We start from the raw sequence: 24,410 nt of genomic DNA, 5'->3' as shown, positions 1-24,410 counted from the left end.
GTTGTTGAAATATAATCCATCATTTTTACTATTCTATCTATTTTTATCGTTGCCTGTTTTGTAAAAATTTGTATCATGCATTAAATCTGCATAAAAACATTGAATATAAATATCTATAAAATGAAATCAGTTTTAATAATTCTTGCCCTTCTTTCCTGTCATCATTTAATGGCAAAAAAGAAACAACCTAATATTATTTTCATCATGAGCGATGATCATACCTCTCAAGCTATTGGTAGTTATGGTGGTAGATTGTCAGGACTAAACCCAACTCCCAATCTGGATAAATTGGCCGCAGATGGAATCCGATTTGAAAATGCGTTTTGTAACAACTCTATTTGTACGCCTAGTAGAGCTTCAATTATTACAGGTCAATACCCGCAAACCAATGGAGTTCTAGATTTGGATATTCACCTAGATACTGCAAAACAATATTTGCCCGTTGAACTTAAAAAGCTGGGATATAGTACCGCAATTGTGGGTAAATGGCATTTGCATGAAGAGCCGGTATCCTTTGATTACTATAAAGTTTTACCAGGACAAGGAAAATATTTTAACCCTTCTTTTTTAGAAAAAGGAAAAGGACAATGGCCTAAAAACAAGGTAAAATCAGAAGGACATTCTACCGATGTAATTACGGATATATCCATCGATTATATAAAAAACGTAGACAAGAAAAAGCCATTCTTTTTAATGCATCATTATAAAGCGCCGCACGATTTTTTTGAATATGCACCAAGATACGAAGACTATTTGGCTAAAACTGAAATTCCAGAACCATCTAGTTTATACTATCAACCAAACTGGGGTTCGGAAGGAACGCGTGGTAAAAACGATTCTCTGATTAATTACATTGGTACTTCCATTTCAGATAGACATATGTATCGCAATTACAATACGTTTTTCTTCGAAGACACCTTGTCTCCAGGCCCCATATCTGCACATATAGCCTATCAGGAATATTTAAAAAGATACTTGCGCTGCGTAAAAGGTATTGACGATAACTTAGGTCGCTTATTTGCTTTCTTAAAAGAAGAAGGACTGTGGGAAAACACCGTAATTATATACACAGGTGACCAAGGAATGATGTTAGGAGAGCACGATTTACAAGATAAACGTTGGATGTATGATGAGTCCATGCGCATGCCGTTTATAATGCATTATCCTAAGGGTATTGATCCAGGTATGGTAAGCGACCTCCTAATCAACAATACAGATTATGCACCTACCATGATTGAACTTGCCGGAGGCAAAAAACCTGAGTATATGCAAGGTGAAAGTTTTATCAACACTTTACAAGGTAAAGAGGAAGTTGATTGGAGAACAGCTACCTACTATCGCTACTGGATGCACATAATCCATCATTACGTACCTGCTCATTTTGGTGTTCGCACTAAAGATTATAAGTTGATGTTTTATTATGGAAAACATTATTTACCAGAGTCAGAATTTAGCAAGCACTATTGGGGCAAACAATACTTTGGAATTGAGCGAGAGACACCACACACATGGGAGTTTTACGATTTAAAAAATGACCCGCAGGAGCTAAATAACCGTTATAATGATCCTGAATACAAAGAAATTATTACCCAATTAAAAGCGGAACTTAAAAGACAACGAGAAGAACTGAATGAAACGGATGTAAACTATCCAGAAATTCAGGCCATTGTTGATAAACATTGGAATGACTAAGGCTGATATTAAATTATAAGCCTTGTTAAGTATCTTTTTAAAATATGCGTGCCTATACTTTTCTCTCATCGGAATAAGATGGAGATAAGTATAGGGCACCATAAAGTTGAGCGGAACCTACATTAGTAGTTGATATTAACTTAAATAATCGAGCTTAACTGTTTAATAATGGAGATGAGATACAGTCTAGTGAAATAGAGTAATTAAAACCACTTCATAATCATTTTCTAGAGTGTATTTGCAAATTTAACACCTTAAATAAATGATTTATTCGCTCTAAGATATGCTGATAATATACCATTTTAGGCCTTGAATTAGATCTAAATAATTATAGCTAATTCGCATTTAACAAGTATATAAATTCAGATATCCTTAAAAGTTTAATAATGAAGTTATTTTATCACTTAAGTTTAATTATCTTTTTATTATCTGGTGTTACGGGTTTTGCAACCGAATACCACGTTAATCACAGCAATTCTTCTTCGGGAGATGGAACAGAAGGAAACCCTTTTCAAACCATCAAACAAGCAGCCGATATTATGGTGGCTGGTGATGTTTGTTATATTCATAAAGGAACCTATAGGGAGACTTTAAACCCTGTGAATTCAGGAACTGCCGCAAGTCCTATACGCTTAACTTCTTTTCCAGGAGATACCGTTATTATTTCTGCTACCAGCTCAGTAAGCGGTTGGCAATCTCATGCAGGAAATATTTATAAAGCCAATGTTTCGATGAATCAAGGCTTAAATAATAACGTATATCTTGATTATGAAAAAATGCAATTAGCACGTTGGCCAAACGATGTGGATAATAATGAATATTCTCTAAATGCAAAATTCATCAATACCAGCGAAGGTACCTACTCTATGTCGTATATCAGCAATAATGAAATTCCGAATATTGACTGGACAGGTGGTACTATACATTATTTAGGAGCACATAGCGGGTGTAGCTGGGAACGATCCATCACCGATTACGACAATTCTTCACGTCGGGTTCATTTCGCAGAATTACCAAGCAATTGGCCTTTTGGCACGCATAGCCCTCCACGATATGAGAATGGTCATCGTGGTATTTTTTACCTGATGGACAAACTAGAAGCCTTAGACTACCCCCGCGAATGGTATTATGATGAAGGTACCACCACCTTATATTTTTATGCCCCTGATGGTAATATGCCTGAAGATGAAAAAGTAGAATTTGTGGCTCGCGGATATTCAGTTGAATTAAATGGAAATTATATTGAGATAGATAACCTGAACTTTTTTGGGGGAACGGTACGAATTAGAGGAGATTATAATAAGATGACTCAATGTATGGTAAAACATGCTTCCAACCGTTTAATTACTAATAATGGTTCTGCCACTCGAAGTAATCCTGCTATATTTGTTAATGGTGCTGACTTTAATGTAATAGAAAAGTGCGTGATTGAAAACGGAACCACGGATGGTATTATTATAGATGGTCAATCTGATGATAATAGAGTTGAAAATTGTATTGTGCAGTATTTTAACACCATGGGTTTACATGCCTGTCTCATTCGCAGTCATGGACTTAGAAATAAAATCCTAAAAAATTCGCTTTACGGCTCGGCACGTGATGGTTCTAGAGTTACAGGTGAAGATAGTGAGTTTGCTTATAACCATGTACAAAAATGTTTGATCTCTGGCGCTGATGGTGGCTTATTTTATGTTACTGGAAATAGCGTGCCTAAAAATATAGAGTTACACCATAACTGGTTTAACGATGCATATTCGGATGATGCACATGCTGGTCATAAAGCAACAGGTATTTACCTTGATAATGATGCTGCTGGTTTTATAGTACATCATAACGTTGTTTGGGATGTTGAGTGGGGTGGATTGCACTTTAACTGGGATGCCCTGGAAAATGAAATTTACAACAATACTTTTTGGGCTGTTGGAGACGTAGAACAATCTGTTATAGATAGTTGGGTTCCAGAAAGAAACGGTGTAAGAACCAACGTGAGAGATAATACACTGTACAATAACTTTTCGGATGTACGCCCTTGGTGGCATTCTGGAGCAGGTAGCTTTAGAATAGATGAAAATGAATGGAGTGGAGCTGAAGCCGATAATGAATGGGAAAATAATGAGCAGTTTGCTGATATGCCATTTATATCTATGGAGGGTAAAAACTTTATGCCCAATGAAGGTTCTCCTTTAATTGATGCAGGACAAGAGATTAGTGGTATTACTGATGGATTTAATGATGATGCACCTGACTTAGGTGCATACGAATATGGATCTGAATATTGGGTAGCTGGAGCAGATTGGATACCACAAGGATTTGCTTGGACGCCAGGAACAGATTATCTGGCCATTAACGGGGAATTTATTCCTTCTGTTAAAATAAACGAAATAACAGATCAGATTTTACAAACCGACTTAAATATAGATGTAAATTACACCTACACATCAACTGTAAACGGAACTGTGGAAATTGAATTATTAAATGAAGATGATGTGGTGCTCGCTGAAACAAGTAAAACGGTAAGGTTCGGTCAGTTTGGTGAGATAAGAGACTTAGCTTTAAATGCCAGTCTTGAGCTTGGTCATAGTTATGAAATTGTAGCCATACTAAATCCTGAGAACGATGAGTTCACCCCAGTAACGGACACCTTAAAAAACGTAACCGTTTACGATCCGGATTCTTCTGTGGACGAATTACCCCAGAGTGCTTTTAAAATTTACCCTAACCCTGCAAATAATAATATTTCAATTGATTTTGAATATGGATTTGGCGATATTGAAACAGTTGAAATTATAGGGGTTGCAGGCATAGTTCATACATTTCAAGCTCAAAACTCAGGAGAAGGTAAATTAAATCTTGATATTTCATCTTTAGAAAATGGAATTTACGTAATTCGAGTTCTGACTAACAAACATGTATTAAAAAGCAAGTTTGTAAAAGGCCTGTAGATATCATTATAGAATCAATTATAAAACTATTATTTCCAAAAAATATCATGAATTGCGAGTACCATTTTTGGTACTCGCTTTTTTTCTGGAAAGAATATCAATAACTGTATCCATTGATAAAAAGTAATACCTAAAATGAACAGTAATACAATGGTATTATTTCCATCTTCGTTTCAACGTTTGAGTATTAACTGATAACAAATTACTACAATTTTCTAATCTTAATATTTCGGTAACTTACTTTACCACCATGATCTTGCAATAAAAATTTACCGGTATCTTCCTGACCAAAGTTTTTAATTTTCTTGAACTTACTTTTACCTAACATCTCTAAAAACTCTTCACCGCCACGCTCGTAAGTCAATATTTTTTTGCCATTTAACCAGTGCTCAACTTTGTTATTTTTTGACACTATTTTACTGGTATTCCATTCGCCAAGTGGAGCTGGACTTTTCTTTGGTGAGGCAGGAAAAAACTCATATAACGAACCCAAGGTATGATAATCATTAGGCTCCATTTTTCCATTTTTCATCCACGTATGGTTCATATCATCCAAAACTTGATACTCCAAACCATAGCCATATTTTTTACCTTTTTGGGTTCTGTTTTCCTGTACAAAGTATTTTAAACCACTGTTGCCTCCAACCGTTTCCATCTTCCAATCCCACACTAAAATAAAATCAGGACCATAAGCTTTATGGGTAACAATATCGCCTCCATTTTTTGACTCTGCACCATCGGTGGCATTTACTTTTAATTCACCATTTTTAATCACCCAACCATGCGTTGGGAAATGATCTAAGGAAATTCCTTTCCATCCATCCGATGTTTTACCATCAAACAAAAGCTCCCAGCCTTTTTTAATTTCTTTTTTTGTTAGTGTATTATTTTCTTCTTTTTGAGCTGATATGATTACTGTACTTAGTAATAAAATTGATGTTAATATTTTTTTCATGATATATAATTTTTTAGTGTCTAGATTCAAGTATCATGACACAAGACTATTTTATTTTTCCTTTTATTTATTCTTCTTTTTTGTATTTTTTTCGGTATTGTTCCCAGGTATTCATAGACTGAGCTAGCGCTGCTTTACAATCTTGATTAATTTTATAACATTGCAATCCAAAAACACCTTTATAACCGTTATCCTTCGCCGTTTTTATCACCTGATAAGTATCAAAGCTTCCCTCTCCTAATGGTTGAATTAGCTGCTTCCAAGTCATACTTTTAGTATCTCCTTCATCCAAACCATTGATTGAAATCATATATAAATAAGGCGTTGCATCCTTTAGTTTTTGTTGCCAGTTTTTCATTCCTTCTACTTTAAAAAAATGACAGGTATTAAAAATAGCACCAACATTAGGACGATCTACCTTTTTGGCAAGTTTGATGGAATGATCAAGTCTCTCACAATAAAAATTAGCATGTGGATAAACCGCTATTTTTACACCAAATGGTTGTGCATAGTCAGCTAAAAGCTGAAGCGTCTTAACCAAATATTTATCTCCTTCTTTCAAATTGTTTTTAAAATGCTCAGATTGCACCGCTACTCCAATTAAAAGATTTCTATTTTTAGAATCTTTTATAATATTCTTTAATTCATTTAAATATGAAACAGATCCATCTTTGTTTATAGTGGCAAGAAGATAAAATACAGGCATCTGCAAAGCACCCTTATCCAGACTTTTGCGTCGTTTAAAATAGCTCTCACTAAAATGACCTTCAAAACCCTGATAACCAAGCTCCATTAATAACTCGGTCTGAGCATCCATTCCATTTGGTGCAGCGGGCATAGTGCGCATACTATTATTAAAAGGGTAAAGCATATTATCAAGCTTTTGAGCCTTTAACAATCCCAATGAAAGCATCATGAATGCAATAAAAATATATTTAATCATTATTTTTTCTATTTAATCGGCCCAAAAACGCTAGCCGATAATATTTAACATTTCATCTTCATAATTTTATCATAACTCCAATCTGTTCGTGGCGTTTTAGCACATAAAGCATTCGCTTCGGTGTCATCTATAAACTTCTCATTCTGTGAGTCCCAAACTACTTTCTTATTTAATTGAGCTGCAATATTACCTACATTACACATGGTTGAGGTACGTTGCCCTAGCTCTGCATTCATTATGGTTTGACGACCTTCTTTTATAGCGTTTAAAAAATCATAATGCTCTCCTTTTCTATGAGGCACTTTCATTGGCATTTCTGGAAGATCGAGTAAGTTTTCTTGACTTGCTGTTAGTGGCTTGTTCCAACCTTTGCTTTCAATCCAACCTTCGGAGCCTATAGCTCTAATCCAGGGAATACCATTCTTCACTTCCATCTGCACACCATTTTCATAAGTATACATGATGTCAAATTCCTTAGCAGTATTGAATATCCCTTTATGGAAAACGGTAGGCTTTACAGGTTCTATAGTTTGAGGAACTAGCTTATCATCGCCAATCATCCACTGCGCTGTTTCTCCCTGATGTGGAAGCCAATCGGTTAAGGAACCTCCTGCATAGTCATAATTCCACCTGAAATTATAAAAACAGCGGGCTTGGCTATATGGGTGCTTTGGAGCTGGTCCACACCATAAATCATAATCAAAACCGTTGGGAGGTTTAACAATTTCCATACCTGTTACAGGAACCTTTCGGACTGGCAACTCAATATATATTTTTTGGAGCTCTCCAATACGTCCAGCTTTAACCAACTGAACCATTTGTTGGTACACAGGGAGAAATCGATCCTCCACGGAAACCCCGAATACACGATCGCTCTTTTTTGCCACATTTACCAACATACGTCCCTCTTCAATGGTATGAAAGGGCTTTTCGCACGAAACATGTTTTCCACTATTTAAAGCAATAATGGACATGGGAACATGCCAGTGGTCGGGCGTGGTGCATTGTATAGCGTCAATCTCTGGCCGTGCCAACACTTCTCTAAAATCCTGATAAACGATACAATCTGAATTTCCGTAGGCCTCATCTACCAGTTTTTTTGCTTTCTCGGCTAAAGGAAGGTACACATCGCAAACAGCTACCACACGGCACATCTTATTTATTTTCAGATACTTTTTAAGATTGTGTACCCCATGTCCTCCTAAGCCTATGCAAGCCACATTAATCAGTCCATTAACATGGCTTGGCTTTTTTTGCTTACACGAAAACGCCGTTGGAATAATCAGTGTTCCTGCAGCACATAAGGAACTTCTCTTGATAAAATCTCTTCTTGATGACATTTATTCAATCTTTTATTTTAAACCAAATGATTGATACTTATTCATCCAGTCGGACACTTCTTTATCTAACCATTTTTTACGAATTGGACGAGACATCATGGCATTGGCAGCATTATCATTCACAAATTGCTTTACTTTATTATCCCATGTTAATTTGCGATCTAGATGGGCGGCAAACATGCCCATTACAGTAGTAAAGTATACATTATAACCTACCTCTAAAGGCTCCATAGATGGCTTTCCAGTTTCAATGCTTTTCAGGAAATCAGCCTTATCGGATAATGTGCCTGCATATGAAACCTGCTTTTTCTTGGGTTCAAAATTCAGGATAGAAGGATCGCTAGCTGTTAACTTATCTTTGTATTCAATTTTAACCCAACCTTTTTCTCCTATAAATTTCACATAAGGTTTATCAATAATGTACTGAAGCTGAAAACCATCCGCGTATTTATACTTTAAATCAAATGAACTTATGGTTTGCCAGAGTCCTTTGTTAAACGTACCCTTACCTTCAACACTAACAGGCAGTTCAAATTCGCGCTTCATTCCCCAAAAAGCAATATCCATCAAGTGTGCTCCCCAGTTAGTTATCATACCATTACAGTACTCAGGAATACGCATCCATCCTGGGCGAGTTTTATAAGTTTTAGGATCATGAACCCGTTTTTGTGTATAAGGAGCAGGAAATTCGGTACCTAACCACATATCGTAATTTAACTCTGCAGGTACAGGCATATTAGCTTGAGCCTCAATAGCACTTCCATTTAAAGGTGCTGGCACTCCAACAATCACTTCTTTTAATTCTCCAATTACATTGTTATGAACGATTTCAACCGCCTTGTGAAATTTTGGTAAGGATCTAAATTCACTATCTAACCTGTTAGCTACACCCGTTTTTTTGATGGCTTCAATCGTGGCTATTCCATGGGCAGGCGCTACGGTAAAGGCCTTTTCCATACAAACATGTTTTCCGGCAAAAGCTGCAGCTATAGCTTGTGGAGCATGCCAGTGGTCGGTAGTAGAAACCATGACCGCATCTACATTTTTATCATTAATTAATTCTCGATAATCATCATACTTGGCAACACCTTTATAACTTTTCCCGTTTTTAGAGTAACTGTTATTAATAATATTTGTAGCCTGTTCCATACGCCAAGAGTCTACATCATTAGTTGCCACTACACGACAATTATCTAACTTTAGAAAACCATTATTTAAGTTAGCCAAAATAGCTTGACGCCCCGTTCCAATCATTCCAATATTAATTTGATTGCTGGGTGCAGTTCTACCAAAAACTGATGAAGGTACAATTGTAGGAACGGCTATTGCTCCAACTGTTGCAAGCGTTGATTTTTTAATAAAACTTCTTCTCGAAGTCTTTTCTTTTTTCTTCATATTACTAGATTATGATTTAAACTTACAGATTCGGACTTTCGCTTATCGCAGATGATAAACTTTAGATATTTGAAAAAGCTTATTAAAACTAAGCTTATCTGAGTATAACAAAGACAGAACCGTCATTTATTACGTGATTTTTACGGTTAAAAATTAGATTTACAATTCAGATATTCAAGCCATTAACTTCTCCACTTTTTTATCTACACGAATTATGATATTATTAGCTATTCTTGATGGAGAATCCTATTTTTGTTGAAATTACACACGCATGCAACCGGACAAACAAACCGTTTTAGAGCAATTGAATAGAATATTAAACGATGCTTCTTTTTCTCGTTCAAAAGTTAATGGCAGATTATTGAATTTTCTGGTTAACGCTAGTTTGAATAATGAGGAAATTAAAGAAGTAATTATTGGTAATGAATTGTTCGGTTCTGGTTATGATCCCATAAAATCGGATAATAAAGTAAGGGTGTATGTGTACAACCTCCGAAAAAAACTGAATGAGTATTACGCTAAAAATGCCCATGACGAAATAATCTTTGCCATTGATAAAGGTCAGTATCAGGTAAGTTTTACAAAAAAAGAAGATCAGCATACATCTAAAAAAACAGTCCAAAAGAAATATGCCAAACTAGTATTTCTAATTACAGCAGTTATAATCGCTTCTTTAGTATTAATATTTACGCTTGAAAAAAAGGAAGAGAACCTATTTTGGAATCAGAGTCTACAGAACAATAAACCTACCACCGTACTTTTTGGGGATTTCTTTACTTTTCAAGGCCCCACGGTAATTAACAGGATGGGAGCAATAAGAGATTACAGCATTAACTCTACCGAAGACTTAGATTTGTATTTAAAACAACACCCCCACTTAAAAGATACTTTAACCCCTTCGAAAAACCCATACATGGGTGGTTATGTACCCTATTGCACCAAAGAAATCAGTTATTTATTTTTTAAAAACAACCACCCTTTTAATGTTAATTTAGTTTCTGGATGGGATGAAACATATATGCAAACAAATAATCTGGTGTACTTTGGAGCGGGTAAATGCATGGGAATACTCGAAAAGGTTTTAACCGATATATACCCGCAATATAGCTTTGCTCCACAAATGGTAAGCAGACTCGATACACTAAGTGGAAAGGTCATCAATTACATGGATGTGGTTTCATTTTCTGATAAAATTATTGACTATACCGTTGTTGCCAAAGCAACAATGCCTTCTGGTAATCAAATGAGCTTTTTCCTTTCCGATCAGGACTGTGGTGCTATTAGTGCTTTGCAATACTTTACACAAAACAACTCTGTAACATCCTTTTACAAACGCCATAATTTACAGGAAGATGATGACTTTATAGCTTTGTTTAAAGTAACAGGATGGCTTCGTAAGAGCTATGATATGGAGTTTATTTTACTGGATAAAAAATAATTCAATATAATACCATATTATCTATCTATGAATTAACCGCAGCTGCATAAGCTATTTCAAATCCTCAACACAAGCTATCTACACCCCTGCAAAACTGCACATTAAGCACCTAATACCAGAATATTAATTCTAAAACAAGTGCACCCAGTCACTACAATATAATCCATCTTTTTTACCATTACCTCTATTTACAAATAAGGTATTAGCCTGTTTCTTTGTACCGTAATCATAAACTAAAACATTGAAACAAATATTATGCAATTACTAGATTATATAGTATTGGCTTTTTACTTGCTCGTAGTAGTAGGTATTGGAATTATTACAGGAGTTAGAGAGAAAAAAGCAACCAGTGAAGGATTCTTTTTAGCAGGACGATCATTAAAATGGCCTTTAGTAGGAGCCGCCTTATTTGCTGCCAATATTTCAACCATACATATGGTGGGTTTGGCCGGACAAGGGTTTAGTGACGGACTTGTTTGGGGAAACTTCGAATGGTCTGCATTTCTTTTTCTAATTGTACTATCCCTTATATTTGCTCCGTTCTATTTTAAGTCACAAATTTCAACCTTACCGGAGTTTCTTGAGAAAAGATACAATGGAAAAGCCCGAACCATGTTGGCGGTCATCTCTTTGGTAACCGCATTGTTTTTGCACATTGGTGTTAGTTTATATGCTGGTGCTTTGGTATTTGAAAAATTCTTTGGCATTAGTCAGTACACAGCCATTTTTGCCATTTCCATTGCAACTTTAGCTTACTCAGTTATAGGAGGACTAAAAGCCGTAGTAATAACCGAAGCGCTACAAACGGTTGTATTAATCGTTGGTGCGTTAATCTTAACCTTTTTAGCCATGTCGGCTCTACCAGAGCATGGGGTTACCAGTTTTGCAGAGCTCAAAGCGGCATTAAAACCGAATCAATTGAGTATGGTTCATACCGATGCTTCGTCTCCTTTACCGTGGTGGGCATTCTGGTTAGGTATACCTGTGCTGGGTTTAAATTATTGGTGTGCCGACCAAACTGTAGTACAAAAAGTATTAGGGGCCAAGGATTTAAAACATGCTCAGAATGGTCCAATATTCGCAGGATTTATCAAGATACTACCTGTCTTCATTATGGTATTCCCAGGTATTTTTGCCTATATCATTCTTAAGGATAAAATAGGTAATCCTGATGATACACTTCCTATACTAATATTGGAAATATTACCTATCGGATTAAAAGGCTTGATGTCGGCAGCATTATTGGCGGCCTTAATGAGTACCATTGCTTCTGCTTTGAATAGTGCAGGCACCTTGATGTCAATGGATATTGTAAAGAAGCTTCGCCCAGACACATCTGATAAAAAACTATTAATTATTGGAAGAACTACCATATTAGCTACCATTTGTATTGCTGTAGCTTGGTCGCCACTAATTGCTAAATTCCCTAGTATTTTTGAGGCCATCAACGATTTATTGGCGGTGCTATCTCCTCCTATTTCTGCCGTATTTATTTGGGGAGTTTTCTCTAAAAAAGGAACACCAAAAGCAGGTTTTGCAACATTACTATTTGGTTTTATCATCGGTATTACGGCCTTTTGTTTCGATTTTGAAGTGATAGCAGGCAAAAGATATTTATCGGAAGTAATGGGTATTCATTTTATGACCAAAGCCTTTTACCTATTTTTCATCTGTTCTATTTTCTACTTTGTAGTGAGCATGTTTACACCCAAAGCCGACGCCGAAACACTGGAGCAACTAACCTTTAAAAAACCGCTATCATTTCTTACCGATACCAAGTTAACATCTATTAGCGACCCAAGAATAATGGCCCTATTACTAACAACCATTATGCTAACCTTATACATCATCTTTAGATAGAAAACAAGTAATATATATACATCATGCAAAAAATAAAGAGTTACAATATTTATTCGGCCAAAGCCAAGTTAGAGAAACCAATTTCGGATGCAACACATACCTTAACTGAAATTTCATTTTTAGTATTGCGCATCACTACCGAGCAAAATATTATAGGAGAAGCTTATTTGTTGAGCTTTCAATATAGCCCGCAAACCATTATTGGCGCTTTAAAGGACCATGGAGAAATGATTATTGGCGAAGAAGTTAATAATACGGGTATGGTTTTTAATAAGATGAATGCTGAAAACGAATATTTTGGTCAGGAAGGTATTAATAGATGGGCTCAGGGTATTTTTAACATTGCTATGTGGGATGCACATTGTAAAATTTTAGGTGCTCCTATCTGGAAAGTTCTGGGAACATATAAAACTGAGGTTCCTATCTACGGTAGCGGAGGTTGGATTTCGTATACCAGAGAAGAGTTGAAAGATGAAGTGGTTGGTTATGTAAAAAGAGGTTTTAAAGCCGTTAAAATTAAAGTTGGAAAGCCGGATTGGAAAGAGGATTTGGAGCGTTTAAAGTTTGTACGCGAATCGGTTGGGCAGGATGTTGAGATTATGATGGATGCCAACCAAGGCATGAGCTTACCCAACGCCATGAATTTATCTTTTGCAGCGCGTGATATTGGCATTACCTGGTTCGAAGAGCCTATCAACCATAGCAACTACAAAGGTTTTGAATCTTTAAAAAACAAAAGCGGTATTTCATTGGCCATGGGTGAGCGCGAATTCAGCACACAGCCCTTACGCGAACTCATTGACAAAAGTGCCATTGATATTTGGCAGCCAGATATCCTTAGAATTGGTGGTTTAGAAGCATGGCGCGACAGTGCTGCATTGGCAGATGCTTATGATATTCCTGTGCTACCTCATTATTACAAAGATTACGATATTCCTTTGTTATGTACTATTCCTAACGGTGTTGGAGCTGAGTCTTTCGATTGGATTGACCCATTGATTGATAACCCGCTGCAAATTCATAATGGTGTTGCACGTCCTCACCAAGGTGCAGGATGGGGATTTAATTTTAAAGACGAGTGTTTAACGCAGATTTAAGTTTTAAAGATGAAAGCATTTCAAATTACAGGTAAAGGAAGTACACGTTTCGAAGATATTGCAATGCCTATTGTGCAAGAAGGTGAGGTTTTGGTTCGTATCAAAAAGCTAGGTTATTGTGGTAGCGATTTAAATTCGTTTAGAGGATTAAATCCTTTGGTAACCTACCCCGTTATACCGGGCCATGAGTTAAGCGGAATTATTGAAGAAGTGGGTACCAACGTGCCAGACACCATTAAGGTAGGTGCACAGGCAGCCATTATGCCACAAACCGCTTGTGGCAAGTGTTCTTCGTGCCGCAACAAACGTTTTAACGCCTGTAAATACAACGAAACCCTAGGGGTTCAGCGTAATGGCGGTCTTACAGAATACCTGGCTGTGCCTTGGGAGAAATTAATTATTGATGATTCTTTAAACCTGACACAGTTAGCCTTATTGGAGCCTTTAGCGGTAGGTTTTCATGCGGCCAAACGCGGACAAGTTAAACAAGACCATTACGTGGTTGTACTTGGTTGCGGGGTTATTGGTTTGGGAGCTATTGCTGGCGCAACTGCCTTTGGTGGACATGTAATAGCCGTAGATTTAGCCGATGATAAATTGGAGAAAGCAAAACAAGCCGGTGCCAAATACACCATTAATGCAGCTACCGAAGATGTTGAAGCCCGCGTAAACGAAATGACCAAAGAGTTTGGTGCTGATGTGGTAATTGAAGCGGTTGGTTCTCCTAAAACATACACCTTGGCCATAGACTTGGTTTGCTTTACAGGATGTATTGTGTACATCGGTTATGCCGCCGAACCTGTCAGTTTCAACACTAAATTCTTTGTATTAAAAGAAATGGATATTCGTGGTTCCAGAGGTTCTGATGCGGAAGATTTCAGCAATGTATTAAAGGCCGTTAAGTCGGGTGCTGTTAATCCCGAAGACATTGTATCTCACACCTTTAATTTTGAAGAGTCGGATAAAGCGATTGCCATGTGGGCAGATGACCCTTCTAAGGTGTCCAAGGTGGTTATTAACCTTTAAAAAGAGTTTTTACCAAGAGAACTCAACAATCCATTAAAACAAAATCATGAATAAATTAGAGCAATTATATAGCTTACAGGGTAAAACCATCATTGTTACAGGAGCGTCTAGCGGACTTGGGCTATCCATGACTATTATGCTAGCGGAGTGTGGCGCAAAAGTGTATGGCTTAAGTCGTCGTGGGATTCCTGAAAAGGAAGTTGGAACACTAAGCCATGGAGAAATCATTTTTGATAAACTTGATGTAACAGATAAAGCTTCGGTACAGAAGAAGTTTAAAGAAATAGCTGACGCCAATAATGGAGTTATTGATGTGTTGGTAAATAACGCAGGCGTAACCATTAAAAACAGAGCAGAAGAATTTACCACCAAAGATTGGGAATACATTCAAAGCATTAATGTTAGTGCCGTATTCAGCTGTTGCCAGGAAGCATATCCTTACCTTAAAATGGCTAACAATGTGGGGAGAATTATCAACATTTCATCCATGGCTTCTTTCTTAGGATTTTCTGAAGTGGTTCCTTATAGCTCTAGTAAAGCGGCTGTATTGGGTATTACCCGCGGGCTGTCAGTGGAATGGGCACAGGACAATATTCTGATTAACTCAGTATCGCCAGGTTGGTTTCCTTCAGAGATGACCCAAGGTGTTATGGATGATGATCGTAAAGCAAAAATTTTGAATAGAATGCCTTTACACCGTTTTGGCAAACCAGAAGAATTGGCCGCAATGATTAGCTTTTTAGCTTCTCCTGCAGCATCATATATCACAGGACAAGATTTTAGTGTGGATGGTGGTGCCTTGGCTTTTGGCTACTAACCGCTGCGAGCGGAGCGATAAAATGTTGTTTAACTTGATTATCGACATATGAAACGAGCATGATAAAAGATTTCTCATACAAGAGGATGATTGAATTTTGCTAGTTCCATGCGACCATAAAAAACAAAATTTAAATGCATGAAAATAGATTCGCATCAACACTTTTGGCAATACAATCTTGAGGATTATTCATGGATTAGTGATGAAGTTGCATCCTTAAAAAGGGATTTTCTTCCTGCCGATTTAGAGCCTTTATTAAAGGCCAACAACATGGATGGTTGTATTGCTGTTCAGGCACGTCAGTCTTTACAAGAAACACAATGGCTATTAGAATTGGCGGAGAATCATAACATCATCAAAGGTGTTGTGGGTTGGATGGATTTATGTGGTGATAAACCCGAAGCCACTTTGAAAGCATTGTCAGAAAACTCAAAGCTTGTTGGCATGCGTCATGTGGTGCAGGATGAGCCTGATGATTATTTTATGCTTCGCAAAGATTTTATAAACGGCATTAGCCTACTTGAGAAATATGGTCTCACTTACGATATCCTCATTTTCCCTAAGCAATTACCAGCCGCTTTAGAATTGGCAAAAAAGTTTCCAAATCAAGCTTTGGTGATTGATCACATAGCCAAACCAGCTATTGCCAGTGGAGAAATTGAACATTGGCAAAAACACATTCGTCAGTTTAAAAACTTGCCTAATGTGTACTGCAAAGTATCAGGAATGGTGACCGAAGTCTCTTGGCAAAATTGGACACAAGATGATTTTACGCCTTACCTAGATATTATTGTTGAAACCTTTGGTACGGATAGAATCATGTTTGGTAGCGATTGGCCAGTGTGCCTTTTAGCTGCAGATTATGGACAAGTGTCGCAGATTGTAAAGAATTACCTGAAGACTTTTAGCCAAAATGAACAGGATAAAATATTTGGCATCAACTGTTCTCAATTTTATTTGAAAGATTAGGGCATCATTAATTCAAAAAACATGGATTATAGACAATTAGGAAATACAGATATGCACGTGTCTCAATTAAGCTTTGGGGCGTCGGCTTTAGGTGCTGTATTTGGCAAAATAGATAACTCGGAAGGTATTAAAACAGTGCATGCTGCCATAGATAATGGGATAAACTATTTAGATGTATCTCCTTTTTACGGTGATACAGTGGCAGAATCTGTGTTAGGAGAAGCCTTAAAAACAATTCCTCGCGACAAGTATTATTTGGCTACAAAAACAGGCCGTTTTGCAAAAGGAAATTTCGATTTTTCTGCCAAAGCCATTGAAAAATCTTTGCACGAAAGCTTGAATCGCTTGGGCGTTGAATACTTAGATGTACTTCAGCTACACGATATAGAATATCAACAAGGTAAACATTTGGACATCATAGTAAACGAATCCATTCCTTTTTTACATGAACTAAAAGAAAAAGGGCTTATTCGCTATGCTGGCATTACTTCTTATCCTATCGAAGTATTTAAACATGTTCATCAGCATGCTCAGGTAGATATTATGTTGTGTCATAGTCATTATATGTTGAACGATACTTCCATGCTGGATCTTTTACCTATGGCTAAACAAGATGGGGTGGGTTTAATTGCCGCTTCGCCATTAGGGATGGGATTATTGACAGAGCGAGGTGTGGCTGACTGGCATCCCGCTACAGATAACGATAAAGCCATAGTTCAAAAAGCTGCTTCGTTTTGCAAAAAGAATGGCACCAGCATTGAAAAACTAGCTCTTCAGTTTGGATGTGCCAATACCGACATACCTACCAATCTGGTTTCTACCTCTAAAACACATCGAATCATCGATAACATAAAAGTTGTAGAAGAAAAAATGGATGAAGAGCTGGTTAAAGAGGTTCAAAAAATTCTTCATCCTATTAAGAACAAAGATTTTGACTTTGCCAAAAATTGTGAATTAATGTAGTTGAAAAAGGCTACTGTATTTCATCTCTTATCGTCACCTCAATTTATGATATCATAAAAACAATATTGACCTATAATTAGCATTATTAAAAAAATGAAAAAAATTGTATGGATATTTTTCACTGTAACATTAATGTCGTTTACACCGAAAAAAGACAAGAAAAATCCTCCTAAGTTTGAGGAAAATTGGGAAAGTTTAAGCAATTATGAAATTCCACAATGGATGAAAGATGCCAAATTCGGAATTTTTATACACTGGGGTCCCAACTCTGTTGCAGAACTTCATACCGACTGGTATCCGCGATGGATGTATTTGGATAATGGTATTATGAATCCGCAAACAGGAGAAGTAACGCATAATAAACCTCATCCTGCTTTTCAATACCATAAAGATAAGTTTGGCGACCAAAAAACCTTTGGGTATAAAGACCTTATTCCGATGTGGACGATGGAGCATTTTAAACCTGCAGAATGGGTTGAGCTATTCAAAAAAGCTGGTGCACAATATGTGGTTCCGGTGGCAGAACATCATGATGGTTATGCGCTTTACGAATCAAGCTATACACCATATAATGCTGTTGATATGGGGCCAAAATATGATGTATTTAAAGCCTTAACCAACGAAATTAAAAAACAGGGATTAATATGTGGTGCCAGTTCGCATCTGGCATTTAATTGGAACTTTTACAACCAGCAAGATTACTTTGACACGGGAGATCCTGCCAATGAAATTATTTATGCACCTCCACATAAACCTTCTGAGCCAGCCAGTGAAGAATGGTTAGCCAATGTTTGGTGGCCGCGTACAAAGGAGATCATCGATTTATATGAGCCTGATATTCTTTGGTTCGATTTCTTTTTAGATAGACCAGAATTTGCACCCTATCATAAAAAGTTAGCGGCGTATTATTACAACTCAGGTTTAAAAAGAGATAAAGCCGTGGTGTTACAAACTAAAAACTACAAGTATCCATCTTATCCGGAAGGAACTCATATGTTAGATTTGGAACGCAGCAAATCGGATAAAATATTAGATGGCTACTGGCAAACAGATACTTCTATTGGTAAAAACTCTTGGTACTATGCCAAAAACTGGAAATCGAAAACCTCGCAGGATTTAATTGCCGACTTGGTGGATATTGTGAGTAAAAATGGTTGTATGTTATTAAATATCGGCCCTAAAAAAGACGGTACTATTCCTGAAGACCAGCAAAAGATATTATTAGAAATTGGGGACTGGTTAAATACCAATGGCGAGGCTATTTATGGTGCTTCTCACTGGGAAGTATTTGGAGAAGGCCCTACCAAAACAGCCACTGGTCATCTTTCGGAAAGTAAAAACAAAAGCTTTACTAAGGAAGATATTCGTTTTACATGTAAAGATGGTATTTTATATGCTATCTCTTTAGTTCCTCCTAACCAACAAGTAATTGTAAAATACTTAAACAGCTCAAAGATGAAGATTAAGTCCATTGAACTACTTGGACATAAAGGAAAATTAGATTTTTCGCAATCTGCCGAACAGTTAAATATTGAAATACCTCAGAATACCCACTTAAAAAGTGCCTGGGTATTTAAAATTAAAGGCAAGTAAATATTTGCCATAAACCAAACGGCATTAACGGGATAATCATAATTGATAAATCCTGTTAATGCCGTTTTGTATAAATAGATATTCCTTATTTGGTCAATTTATTGATTAATCCTCTAAAAATAAAACCATGAAAAGGCAATACAGCATACCAATATAACCTCCCATATAATCCTAAAGGTCTAAATGTGGCCGTTTGTAATAACTTATTATCTACTACTTTAAATTCGAGCCAGGCATCACCAGGCAATTTCATTTCAGCATATAAAAGCAACCGTCCCTCCTCTTTATTGGCATATAAAACGCGCCAAAAATCCAATGCATCACCTGTATTTAACGAATCTTCCGAAGTCCTGCCTCTTCTTAAACCAACACCACCAGCCATCTTATCCATATATCCTCTAATCTTCCATAGAAAATTACCAGAATACCAGCCCGTTTCGCCACCTATACTCCATATTTTATGAATACATCGCTTCTTATCAGCATATGCTTTTTCCTGCACATCCTTATAACAACCAAAGGATGGTATCTGAATAAATTCGGAAATATTAAAGTTAGAATCACTACTCACAAAGGCATCTTTCCAGCTAGAAATCACCTCGTTTCGTACAATTTTACTAAAGGCACGCTTTAAGGCTTCTTTGTAGGTGATGGGCTTTATATCTAATATGGTGTTGATATCATCATTACGACACACCACCTCTATTTTCATGCTATTAACCAAGGCTACTGCAAGTTTATACGAGGTAGAAGTAACAAAATACAACCAGTACGACGAGAGTTTGGGCGTCATCACTGGAATCGTAAAAATATATCGCTTCAGCTTTCTGACTTTAGCAAAAGCCAGCAACATTTGCTTATAACTTAAAATATCAGGGCCTCCTATATCATAGTCTTTATTGTACAACGCAGGATTTAAAACTGATTTTGCCAGAATCTGCAATACATCTGAAATCCCTATAGGCTGACAACGGGTATTCAACCAGCGTGGCGTAATCATAATGGGAAGTTTCTCCACTAAATCTCGCATTATTTCAAAAGATGCACTACCTGAACCTACGATAATACCTGCTCTTAAGGTGGTGAGTTGATAATTTCCTTTACTCAGTTCTGCTTCTACATTCTTACGCGAAGTTAAATGTTTAGATAAAGTCGATTCATTGACAATTCCGCTTAGGTAAACCACATGCTGCACCTTTGTTTTATTGATAGCACGCCTAAAATTCTCTGCCGACCGCTGTTCTAATGCTTGATAATCGGAAGATGCAGACATAGAATGCACGAGGTAATAAGCTCCATCAATATCTTCAGGAATATTTTTAAGGGTTTCCTCATCCAGCAAATCTAGTTGAATGGTTTGTATACTAGACTGCAGCGATGAAGGAGCATTAAAACGTTTTAAATCTCTAACACAACATATAACCTCATGTCCATTTTCTATTAAAATAGGAAGTAGCCTTTTACCAATATATCCTGAAGCGCCTGTTAAAAGTATTCTCATGATTGCAGCATTAAACATGGTTTACTATTAAACCATTCAGGCAGCGTATAGTTGTAGACTAATCTCTTTTAATCCTTAACATCTCATTACCTCCCTTTTGAAACTCATAATCTACCTTTTCGATACTTACCTTAAAATTACTATTAAAATGAGTAATAAGCTGCTCCAGCAGTTCCGTTTTTTTAGCGTCTAAATCAAGTATTGGGAAGATTCTAACCTCATTAGCCAGCCGTAACATTTCGGTGATGGATGTTATATGAAAATCGAGCCCTAGTTGAGCGTACAGAATTAAAAAGTGAGAGCTTATGGCTAAGTCAAAGGATAAATCTTCAAATGCTGTTTTATCCGGCAAAGCATGAAAAACATACCTCCCTGCTGCTTTTCCTTTGGAGAAATCCTTAATAAATGCCTGCATAGCATTTAAACGAACTTGCTCCAGTTCTTCAACACTTTTAATCTGTTTCCAAACAAAATTATCCTGGTTATTGCGGGTTTGCTCAATTACCATATCCTTTACTTCAGCAATACGTTGCTCTAACTCTTTCGCAGTAAATTGATAAACTGGGTCAACAGAAGTCACACTTTTATTGTCCTCGGTCATTTCACTATTAAAGCTAGCAGGGCCATCTCCAAAACTGATAATTCGTTTTTTTAGCTCAGCCTCCGTCAAGCTAAACATGCTTTTATATTCCGATAATGTCCGCCCCCAAGGAACGGTAGTTTTTAATTCAAATGCCATGGTTAAAAATAATTCGTTTAAGGCTTAGTAAATGTCTGCTTGCATTGCTTACAAACCACTCTATAATCAACTTCTTTAATATTCTTATCTACAATAGAAAATAAGGGAAGAATCATCATTGGGGCAACATAAACGATTTTTGTTTTGCTTTAAGTCTGCTGCCCCTTGCACAAAGGTTTTTTCAGGCGCATACGAAAGTTGAAAGTTTCCAACATTGCCACAATTACATTTAAAGTTGAATTCAAACTGTAGATACGTACTGTAACACAAATAGCCCACTGTTTTATCACATTGACTACAATACATCCAGCTTCCATTATTTTTTAATAATCTGCCGTTAGTTATTTGTTTGATTAGGTTTGTCATTGTTTAATTTATCTACCAAAATTAATGATTTTGATTTAACTAACTCAGCTCTTCTTACCGGATTATATAGAGCAGGATTTCTCATCATTACAACTAACGAAGCCATTTGAATAGTATCCAACTCTTCTAGTGTTTTATGATAGAAAAACAAGCTAGCCTGTTCAACTCCAATATTATCATAGACAAAATTATCATTTCTCGCTAGCCAGTTTAAGCATTCTTTTTGAGTTGTATATTTTTCCAGTTTCCAAGTCAATGAATATGGATAAAAAAGATAATCTCTTCTTTGTTTTTTAGGTTCATTAATATCTTTTATGTAGTGCCCAATATGCTTTGAAACGTTTAAACTTACTGGGGTAGAATATTTCATTAAGAAGATGTCATTAAATATGTGTTTATCCATACCATATTCTAAGGAGTTTGGTTTATCCTGTTGGTACAAACAATAAAACAAATCCGGTAGTTCTTGTGCATTTTTAATTTCTTCTACTATTTCCTGAATTCTCTTTTCTGATACAAATGATCTCCAACAAGTTCTTACATGATAATAACTATATAGCACAATCACTATAAAGATTAGAAATGCATACTTTAATATCTTAAATAAGATCTTCATTAGCTAACTTTTATCCTCTACCATATTAAACATCCCAATAACCACAAACGCCATACGCTTTATACTAGCGTGTTGTAAGACTTTTTTTATTCATAGTATTCTGAATAGACATCAGCTAAATAATCATGAAATCCCCAACCAATATTTTGGGCATTTTCAACAATTTCATAAGCTCGGTCTTCAAATTTGGCAAGAATGCCTTCTTTACTCATAATCTGAAGAGCCTTTCCAAAAGCATTTTCTATGCTTGAATAAAAATTTTCGTCGATGTCCCCAAAATCATTCGTGAATTCAACTCCACATTCCACATAATAGATTAACAAATCAGACAATGCCTCTTTTGATGTTCCTAACTTTTTAAATTCATTTATTGCAGTTCTGGAAATTGATAATTTTAAAGCAAATCCTCTCTTCGGATAAAATCCCTCTCTTACTTTTTCTTTATATTTTTCTAAAATTTCCTCTTCTTTCGGATTAACATAGAAATCAAAATATTCTTTAACAGGCTTATATATCTTATAAAGTTCCGAAATATGCTTTATCAAATCCGCCTTATCAAGTTTATTTAATTCTGATTTTACCTCTCTTAGTCCCATAAGTCTATACTCTATAAAAACAATTTCTTATATCCAGGTTTTGCTTTTTTATAATCTTCTTAAGCGGTTTGGTCAAATACCCTACAACGGCCACTGTGATGAACTGTGTGGAGATAAAACCTAAATCTACTTCCGAAATCCAACCGAGCCAAAACTTTTTTTTGTATTTGTAGCTTTTCATTCCAAATGGAAGGAATAGATTTGGCGGAACTTGTGTCGCCATATTTAACTTCCAAAATCAGAATGCCCCACATTGTTTATTCCAATTTGTGGGGGGAGCTGCTTTATCAAAAGTATATGGTTTACTTTCTAGTTTCAAAGTATTAGGGTCAATATACATTTTTTCATATTTAGGAGTCAAACCATTAGTTAGAAACAACTTTCTAGTTTCTATTTCGTTGGAGAGTTCTGATTTAATTCCAAAAATAACCTTTGAAATAGACTCCAAGTCAAAATCTGCATCCAAAGAATATGAATTATCACATAGTTTAAATTTCTCTAAATCGATATTAGGAGTTCTTATATCAACAATCAATCTTACTTCTTTCTCATAAGACCACTGCCTTAATTTATTTGTTACCACAAAAAGTCCAATTGATTCTTTTTTATGTTTGAGAATATTATTACGTTTCTCAACTAAATTCTTTGGATATATAACTTCAGAAGGAGTGCTTAAACCAGTATATTTTGAAAAATCTATTTCAATACACACCTGACTATGCGATAGTCCATAATGAGACCACATTAAATATGAATCATCTGATTTATATTCCTTGCAGAAACAACATATATATAATGATTCTAATTCTTTAGAAATTTTGTCATAACGGACTTTTTTTAGAAAATTACCTAAACTACCATCTCCTTGTTCTTTATCATGCTTCCATTCATTAGAAGCTAAATAAGGACTATTATCTAATGGGTCGTTAAACTTATCAACTCTTTTAAACCTTAGGCTCCTATTTTTTATTGTATTAAACAGTACTTCAAATGAAAAAAATCTATAAGATTTTGCTAAATATGTATTATAACCATCATTCATTTATTGCGCTTTTTTTGGACTTGCCCCAAACTTACCTCTATATAAAACACATGCCATATATTTTTTCTTTGACTCTCGTAAAAGTTTTCATTACTTAACTTATATAGGCTTGTTTTACAGCCTTTTTTTTATATTCCTGTTTAAAACTACATTATTGTTTAATACATACCAAAATGTTATTCAACACAATAATTTAACCATATAACACCCCCTACATATTACCTATAAAACAAAGCACAGACTAATTACCAAATGACTTTTCGCTACTCACTCTTCACCGCTGAACACCACCACTTACCCGCTGAACCGCATCCCGTATGCGCTGAACAGGTCTACCTGACCGCTGAACCATCATTTTCAATCAATTACGACATTAACATGCAAAAAAAATACCAACACAAAACTGCATTGGGAGTATTTTTATAACTTTCTACTGTTGATCTATGACCCATGGCAATTGCATTTAAACAATATTGTACTAAATAAACTGGCGCTTCGCCCAAACCCGACTTACTTTTTG

The 24,410-nt window shown here is 36.1% G+C and carries 19 protein-coding genes; 10 read left to right on the top strand and 9 right to left on the bottom strand.

Features of this window, described 5'->3' with window-relative positions; translation table 11 throughout:
* The first annotated feature begins 120 nt into the window (after positions 1-120).
* Both A8L32_RS12595 and A8L32_RS12590 read left to right on the top strand, forming a co-directional pair.
* Positions 121-1,692 carry a sulfatase family protein gene (locus A8L32_RS12595; RefSeq protein WP_066631021.1) on the top strand — a complete coding sequence of 524 codons (1,572 nt, stop codon included), beginning with the start codon at positions 121-123 and terminating at the stop codon, positions 1,690-1,692.
* Between the two features lie 386 nt (positions 1,693-2,078).
* Positions 2,079-4,634: a T9SS type A sorting domain-containing protein gene (locus A8L32_RS12590; protein WP_066631019.1), complete on the top strand. Its 2,556-nt coding sequence runs from the start codon at positions 2,079-2,081 to the stop codon at positions 4,632-4,634.
* A gap of 205 nt (positions 4,635-4,839) precedes the next feature.
* On the opposite strand, the gene A8L32_RS12585 is transcribed toward A8L32_RS12590, so the two are convergent.
* The 4 genes from A8L32_RS12585 to A8L32_RS12570 all read right to left on the bottom strand — a co-directional run bounded on the left by A8L32_RS12585 (position 4,840) and on the right by A8L32_RS12570 (position 9,267).
* Positions 4,840-5,589, bottom strand: a complete 750-nt coding sequence (locus A8L32_RS12585) for a 3-keto-disaccharide hydrolase (protein WP_066631017.1) — start codon at positions 5,587-5,589, stop codon at positions 4,840-4,842.
* Positions 5,590-5,656: 67 nt separating this feature from the next.
* Positions 5,657-6,532, bottom strand: a complete 876-nt coding sequence (locus tag A8L32_RS12580; protein ID WP_066631015.1) for a sugar phosphate isomerase/epimerase family protein — start codon at positions 6,530-6,532, stop codon at positions 5,657-5,659.
* Between the two features lie 44 nt (positions 6,533-6,576).
* Complete coding sequence (locus tag A8L32_RS12575) at positions 6,577-7,872, bottom strand: Gfo/Idh/MocA family protein (protein WP_066631010.1); 1,296 nt, start codon at positions 7,870-7,872, stop codon at positions 6,577-6,579.
* 12 nt (positions 7,873-7,884) lie between these two features.
* Positions 7,885-9,267 carry a Gfo/Idh/MocA family protein gene (locus A8L32_RS12570; protein ID WP_066631008.1) on the bottom strand — a complete coding sequence of 461 codons (1,383 nt, stop codon included), beginning with the start codon at positions 9,265-9,267 and terminating at the stop codon, positions 7,885-7,887.
* A gap of 271 nt (positions 9,268-9,538) precedes the next feature.
* Between A8L32_RS12570 and A8L32_RS12565 the strand changes: the two genes are divergently transcribed.
* The 8 genes from A8L32_RS12565 (at position 9,539) to A8L32_RS12530 (ending at position 19,030) form a co-directional block, all read left to right on the top strand.
* Complete coding sequence (locus A8L32_RS12565) at positions 9,539-10,705, top strand: helix-turn-helix domain-containing protein (RefSeq protein WP_066631006.1); 1,167 nt, start codon at positions 9,539-9,541, stop codon at positions 10,703-10,705.
* 255 nt (positions 10,706-10,960) lie between these two features.
* Entirely contained in the window at positions 10,961-12,565 is a 1,605-nt protein-coding gene (locus A8L32_RS12560; RefSeq protein ID WP_066631004.1) for a sodium:solute symporter, read from the top strand.
* 23 nt (positions 12,566-12,588) lie between these two features.
* Positions 12,589-13,662: a mandelate racemase/muconate lactonizing enzyme family protein gene (locus tag A8L32_RS12555; RefSeq protein ID WP_066630999.1), complete on the top strand. Its 1,074-nt coding sequence runs from the start codon at positions 12,589-12,591 to the stop codon at positions 13,660-13,662.
* 9 nt (positions 13,663-13,671) lie between these two features.
* Entirely contained in the window at positions 13,672-14,688 is a 1,017-nt protein-coding gene (locus A8L32_RS12550) for a zinc-binding alcohol dehydrogenase family protein (protein ID WP_066630997.1), read from the top strand.
* Positions 14,689-14,734: 46 nt separating this feature from the next.
* Positions 14,735-15,505, top strand: coding sequence for an SDR family NAD(P)-dependent oxidoreductase (locus A8L32_RS12545; RefSeq protein ID WP_066630995.1), 771 nt, complete (start codon positions 14,735-14,737; stop codon positions 15,503-15,505).
* 138 nt (positions 15,506-15,643) lie between these two features.
* Positions 15,644-16,474, top strand: a complete 831-nt coding sequence (locus A8L32_RS12540; protein WP_066630993.1) for an amidohydrolase family protein — start codon at positions 15,644-15,646, stop codon at positions 16,472-16,474.
* A gap of 21 nt (positions 16,475-16,495) precedes the next feature.
* Positions 16,496-17,437, top strand: coding sequence for an aldo/keto reductase (locus tag A8L32_RS12535; protein WP_066630991.1), 942 nt, complete (start codon positions 16,496-16,498; stop codon positions 17,435-17,437).
* A 93-nt stretch (positions 17,438-17,530) separates the two neighbouring features.
* Positions 17,531-19,030, top strand: a complete 1,500-nt coding sequence (locus tag A8L32_RS12530) for an alpha-L-fucosidase (protein WP_066630988.1) — start codon at positions 17,531-17,533, stop codon at positions 19,028-19,030.
* An 85-nt stretch (positions 19,031-19,115) separates the two neighbouring features.
* Here the strand turns inward: A8L32_RS12530 and A8L32_RS12525 are convergent, their stop codons facing one another.
* The 5 genes from A8L32_RS12525 to A8L32_RS12495 all read right to left on the bottom strand — a co-directional run bounded on the left by A8L32_RS12525 (position 19,116) and on the right by A8L32_RS12495 (position 23,890).
* The gene (locus A8L32_RS12525; protein WP_066631202.1) at positions 19,116-20,531 is read right to left on the bottom strand and encodes an SDR family oxidoreductase; all 1,416 of its coding nucleotides are present in this window, start codon (positions 20,529-20,531) and stop codon (positions 19,116-19,118) included.
* 58 nt (positions 20,532-20,589) lie between these two features.
* The gene (locus A8L32_RS12520) at positions 20,590-21,270 is read right to left on the bottom strand and encodes an SAM-dependent methyltransferase (protein ID WP_066630986.1); all 681 of its coding nucleotides are present in this window, start codon (positions 21,268-21,270) and stop codon (positions 20,590-20,592) included.
* Positions 21,271-21,607: 337 nt separating this feature from the next.
* Positions 21,608-22,252: a transglycosylase domain-containing protein gene (locus A8L32_RS12510; protein ID WP_066630985.1), complete on the bottom strand. Its 645-nt coding sequence runs from the start codon at positions 22,250-22,252 to the stop codon at positions 21,608-21,610.
* Between the two features lie 86 nt (positions 22,253-22,338).
* The gene (locus A8L32_RS12505) at positions 22,339-22,848 is read right to left on the bottom strand and encodes a DUF6155 family protein (RefSeq protein WP_066630983.1); all 510 of its coding nucleotides are present in this window, start codon (positions 22,846-22,848) and stop codon (positions 22,339-22,341) included.
* 238 nt (positions 22,849-23,086) lie between these two features.
* Positions 23,087-23,890 (bottom strand): DUF2971 domain-containing protein, encoded by an 804-nt coding sequence (locus A8L32_RS12495; RefSeq protein WP_066630979.1) that lies wholly within the window; start codon positions 23,888-23,890, stop codon positions 23,087-23,089.
* Positions 23,891-24,410: the final 520 nt, after the last annotated feature.

It is taken from the genome of Labilibacter marinus, from assembly GCF_001659685.2.
Taxonomy (GTDB): domain Bacteria; phylum Bacteroidota; class Bacteroidia; order Bacteroidales; family Marinilabiliaceae; genus Saccharicrinis; species Saccharicrinis marinus.
Note: the sequence above shows the minus strand (reverse complement) of the source record. Positions and strands in the feature narration are given on the sequence as shown.

What these genes read in the sequence shown, in the direction of transcription:
- A8L32_RS12585 (WP_066631017.1), bottom strand. Translation starts at nt 5,589, where the DNA reads ATGAAAAAAATATTAACATCAATTTTATTACTAAGTACAGTAATCATA.
- A8L32_RS12580 (WP_066631015.1), bottom strand. Translation starts at nt 6,532, where the DNA reads ATGATTAAATATATTTTTATTGCATTCATGATGCTTTCATTGGGATTG.
- A8L32_RS12555 (WP_066630999.1), top strand. Translation starts at nt 12,589, where the DNA reads ATGCAAAAAATAAAGAGTTACAATATTTATTCGGCCAAAGCCAAGTTA.
- A8L32_RS12570 (WP_066631008.1), bottom strand. Translation starts at nt 9,267, where the DNA reads ATGAAGAAAAAAGAAAAGACTTCGAGAAGAAGTTTTATTAAAAAATCA.
- A8L32_RS12525 (WP_066631202.1), bottom strand. Translation starts at nt 20,531, where the DNA reads ATGAGAATACTTTTAACAGGCGCTTCAGGATATATTGGTAAAAGGCTA.
- A8L32_RS12535 (WP_066630991.1), top strand. Translation starts at nt 16,496, where the DNA reads ATGGATTATAGACAATTAGGAAATACAGATATGCACGTGTCTCAATTA.
- A8L32_RS12520 (WP_066630986.1), bottom strand. Translation starts at nt 21,270, where the DNA reads ATGGCATTTGAATTAAAAACTACCGTTCCTTGGGGGCGGACATTATCG.
- A8L32_RS12560 (WP_066631004.1), top strand. Translation starts at nt 10,961, where the DNA reads ATGCAATTACTAGATTATATAGTATTGGCTTTTTACTTGCTCGTAGTA.
- A8L32_RS12495 (WP_066630979.1), bottom strand. Translation starts at nt 23,890, where the DNA reads ATGAATGATGGTTATAATACATATTTAGCAAAATCTTATAGATTTTTT.
- A8L32_RS12565 (WP_066631006.1), top strand. Translation starts at nt 9,539, where the DNA reads ATGCAACCGGACAAACAAACCGTTTTAGAGCAATTGAATAGAATATTA.
- A8L32_RS12505 (WP_066630983.1), bottom strand. Translation starts at nt 22,848, where the DNA reads ATGGGACTAAGAGAGGTAAAATCAGAATTAAATAAACTTGATAAGGCG.
- A8L32_RS12545 (WP_066630995.1), top strand. Translation starts at nt 14,735, where the DNA reads ATGAATAAATTAGAGCAATTATATAGCTTACAGGGTAAAACCATCATT.
- A8L32_RS12575 (WP_066631010.1), bottom strand. Translation starts at nt 7,872, where the DNA reads ATGTCATCAAGAAGAGATTTTATCAAGAGAAGTTCCTTATGTGCTGCA.
- A8L32_RS12540 (WP_066630993.1), top strand. Translation starts at nt 15,644, where the DNA reads ATGAAAATAGATTCGCATCAACACTTTTGGCAATACAATCTTGAGGAT.
- A8L32_RS12550 (WP_066630997.1), top strand. Translation starts at nt 13,672, where the DNA reads ATGAAAGCATTTCAAATTACAGGTAAAGGAAGTACACGTTTCGAAGAT.
- A8L32_RS12530 (WP_066630988.1), top strand. Translation starts at nt 17,531, where the DNA reads ATGAAAAAAATTGTATGGATATTTTTCACTGTAACATTAATGTCGTTT.
- A8L32_RS12595 (WP_066631021.1), top strand. Translation starts at nt 121, where the DNA reads ATGAAATCAGTTTTAATAATTCTTGCCCTTCTTTCCTGTCATCATTTA.
- A8L32_RS12590 (WP_066631019.1), top strand. Translation starts at nt 2,079, where the DNA reads ATGAAGTTATTTTATCACTTAAGTTTAATTATCTTTTTATTATCTGGT.
- A8L32_RS12510 (WP_066630985.1), bottom strand. Translation starts at nt 22,252, where the DNA reads ATGAAGATCTTATTTAAGATATTAAAGTATGCATTTCTAATCTTTATA.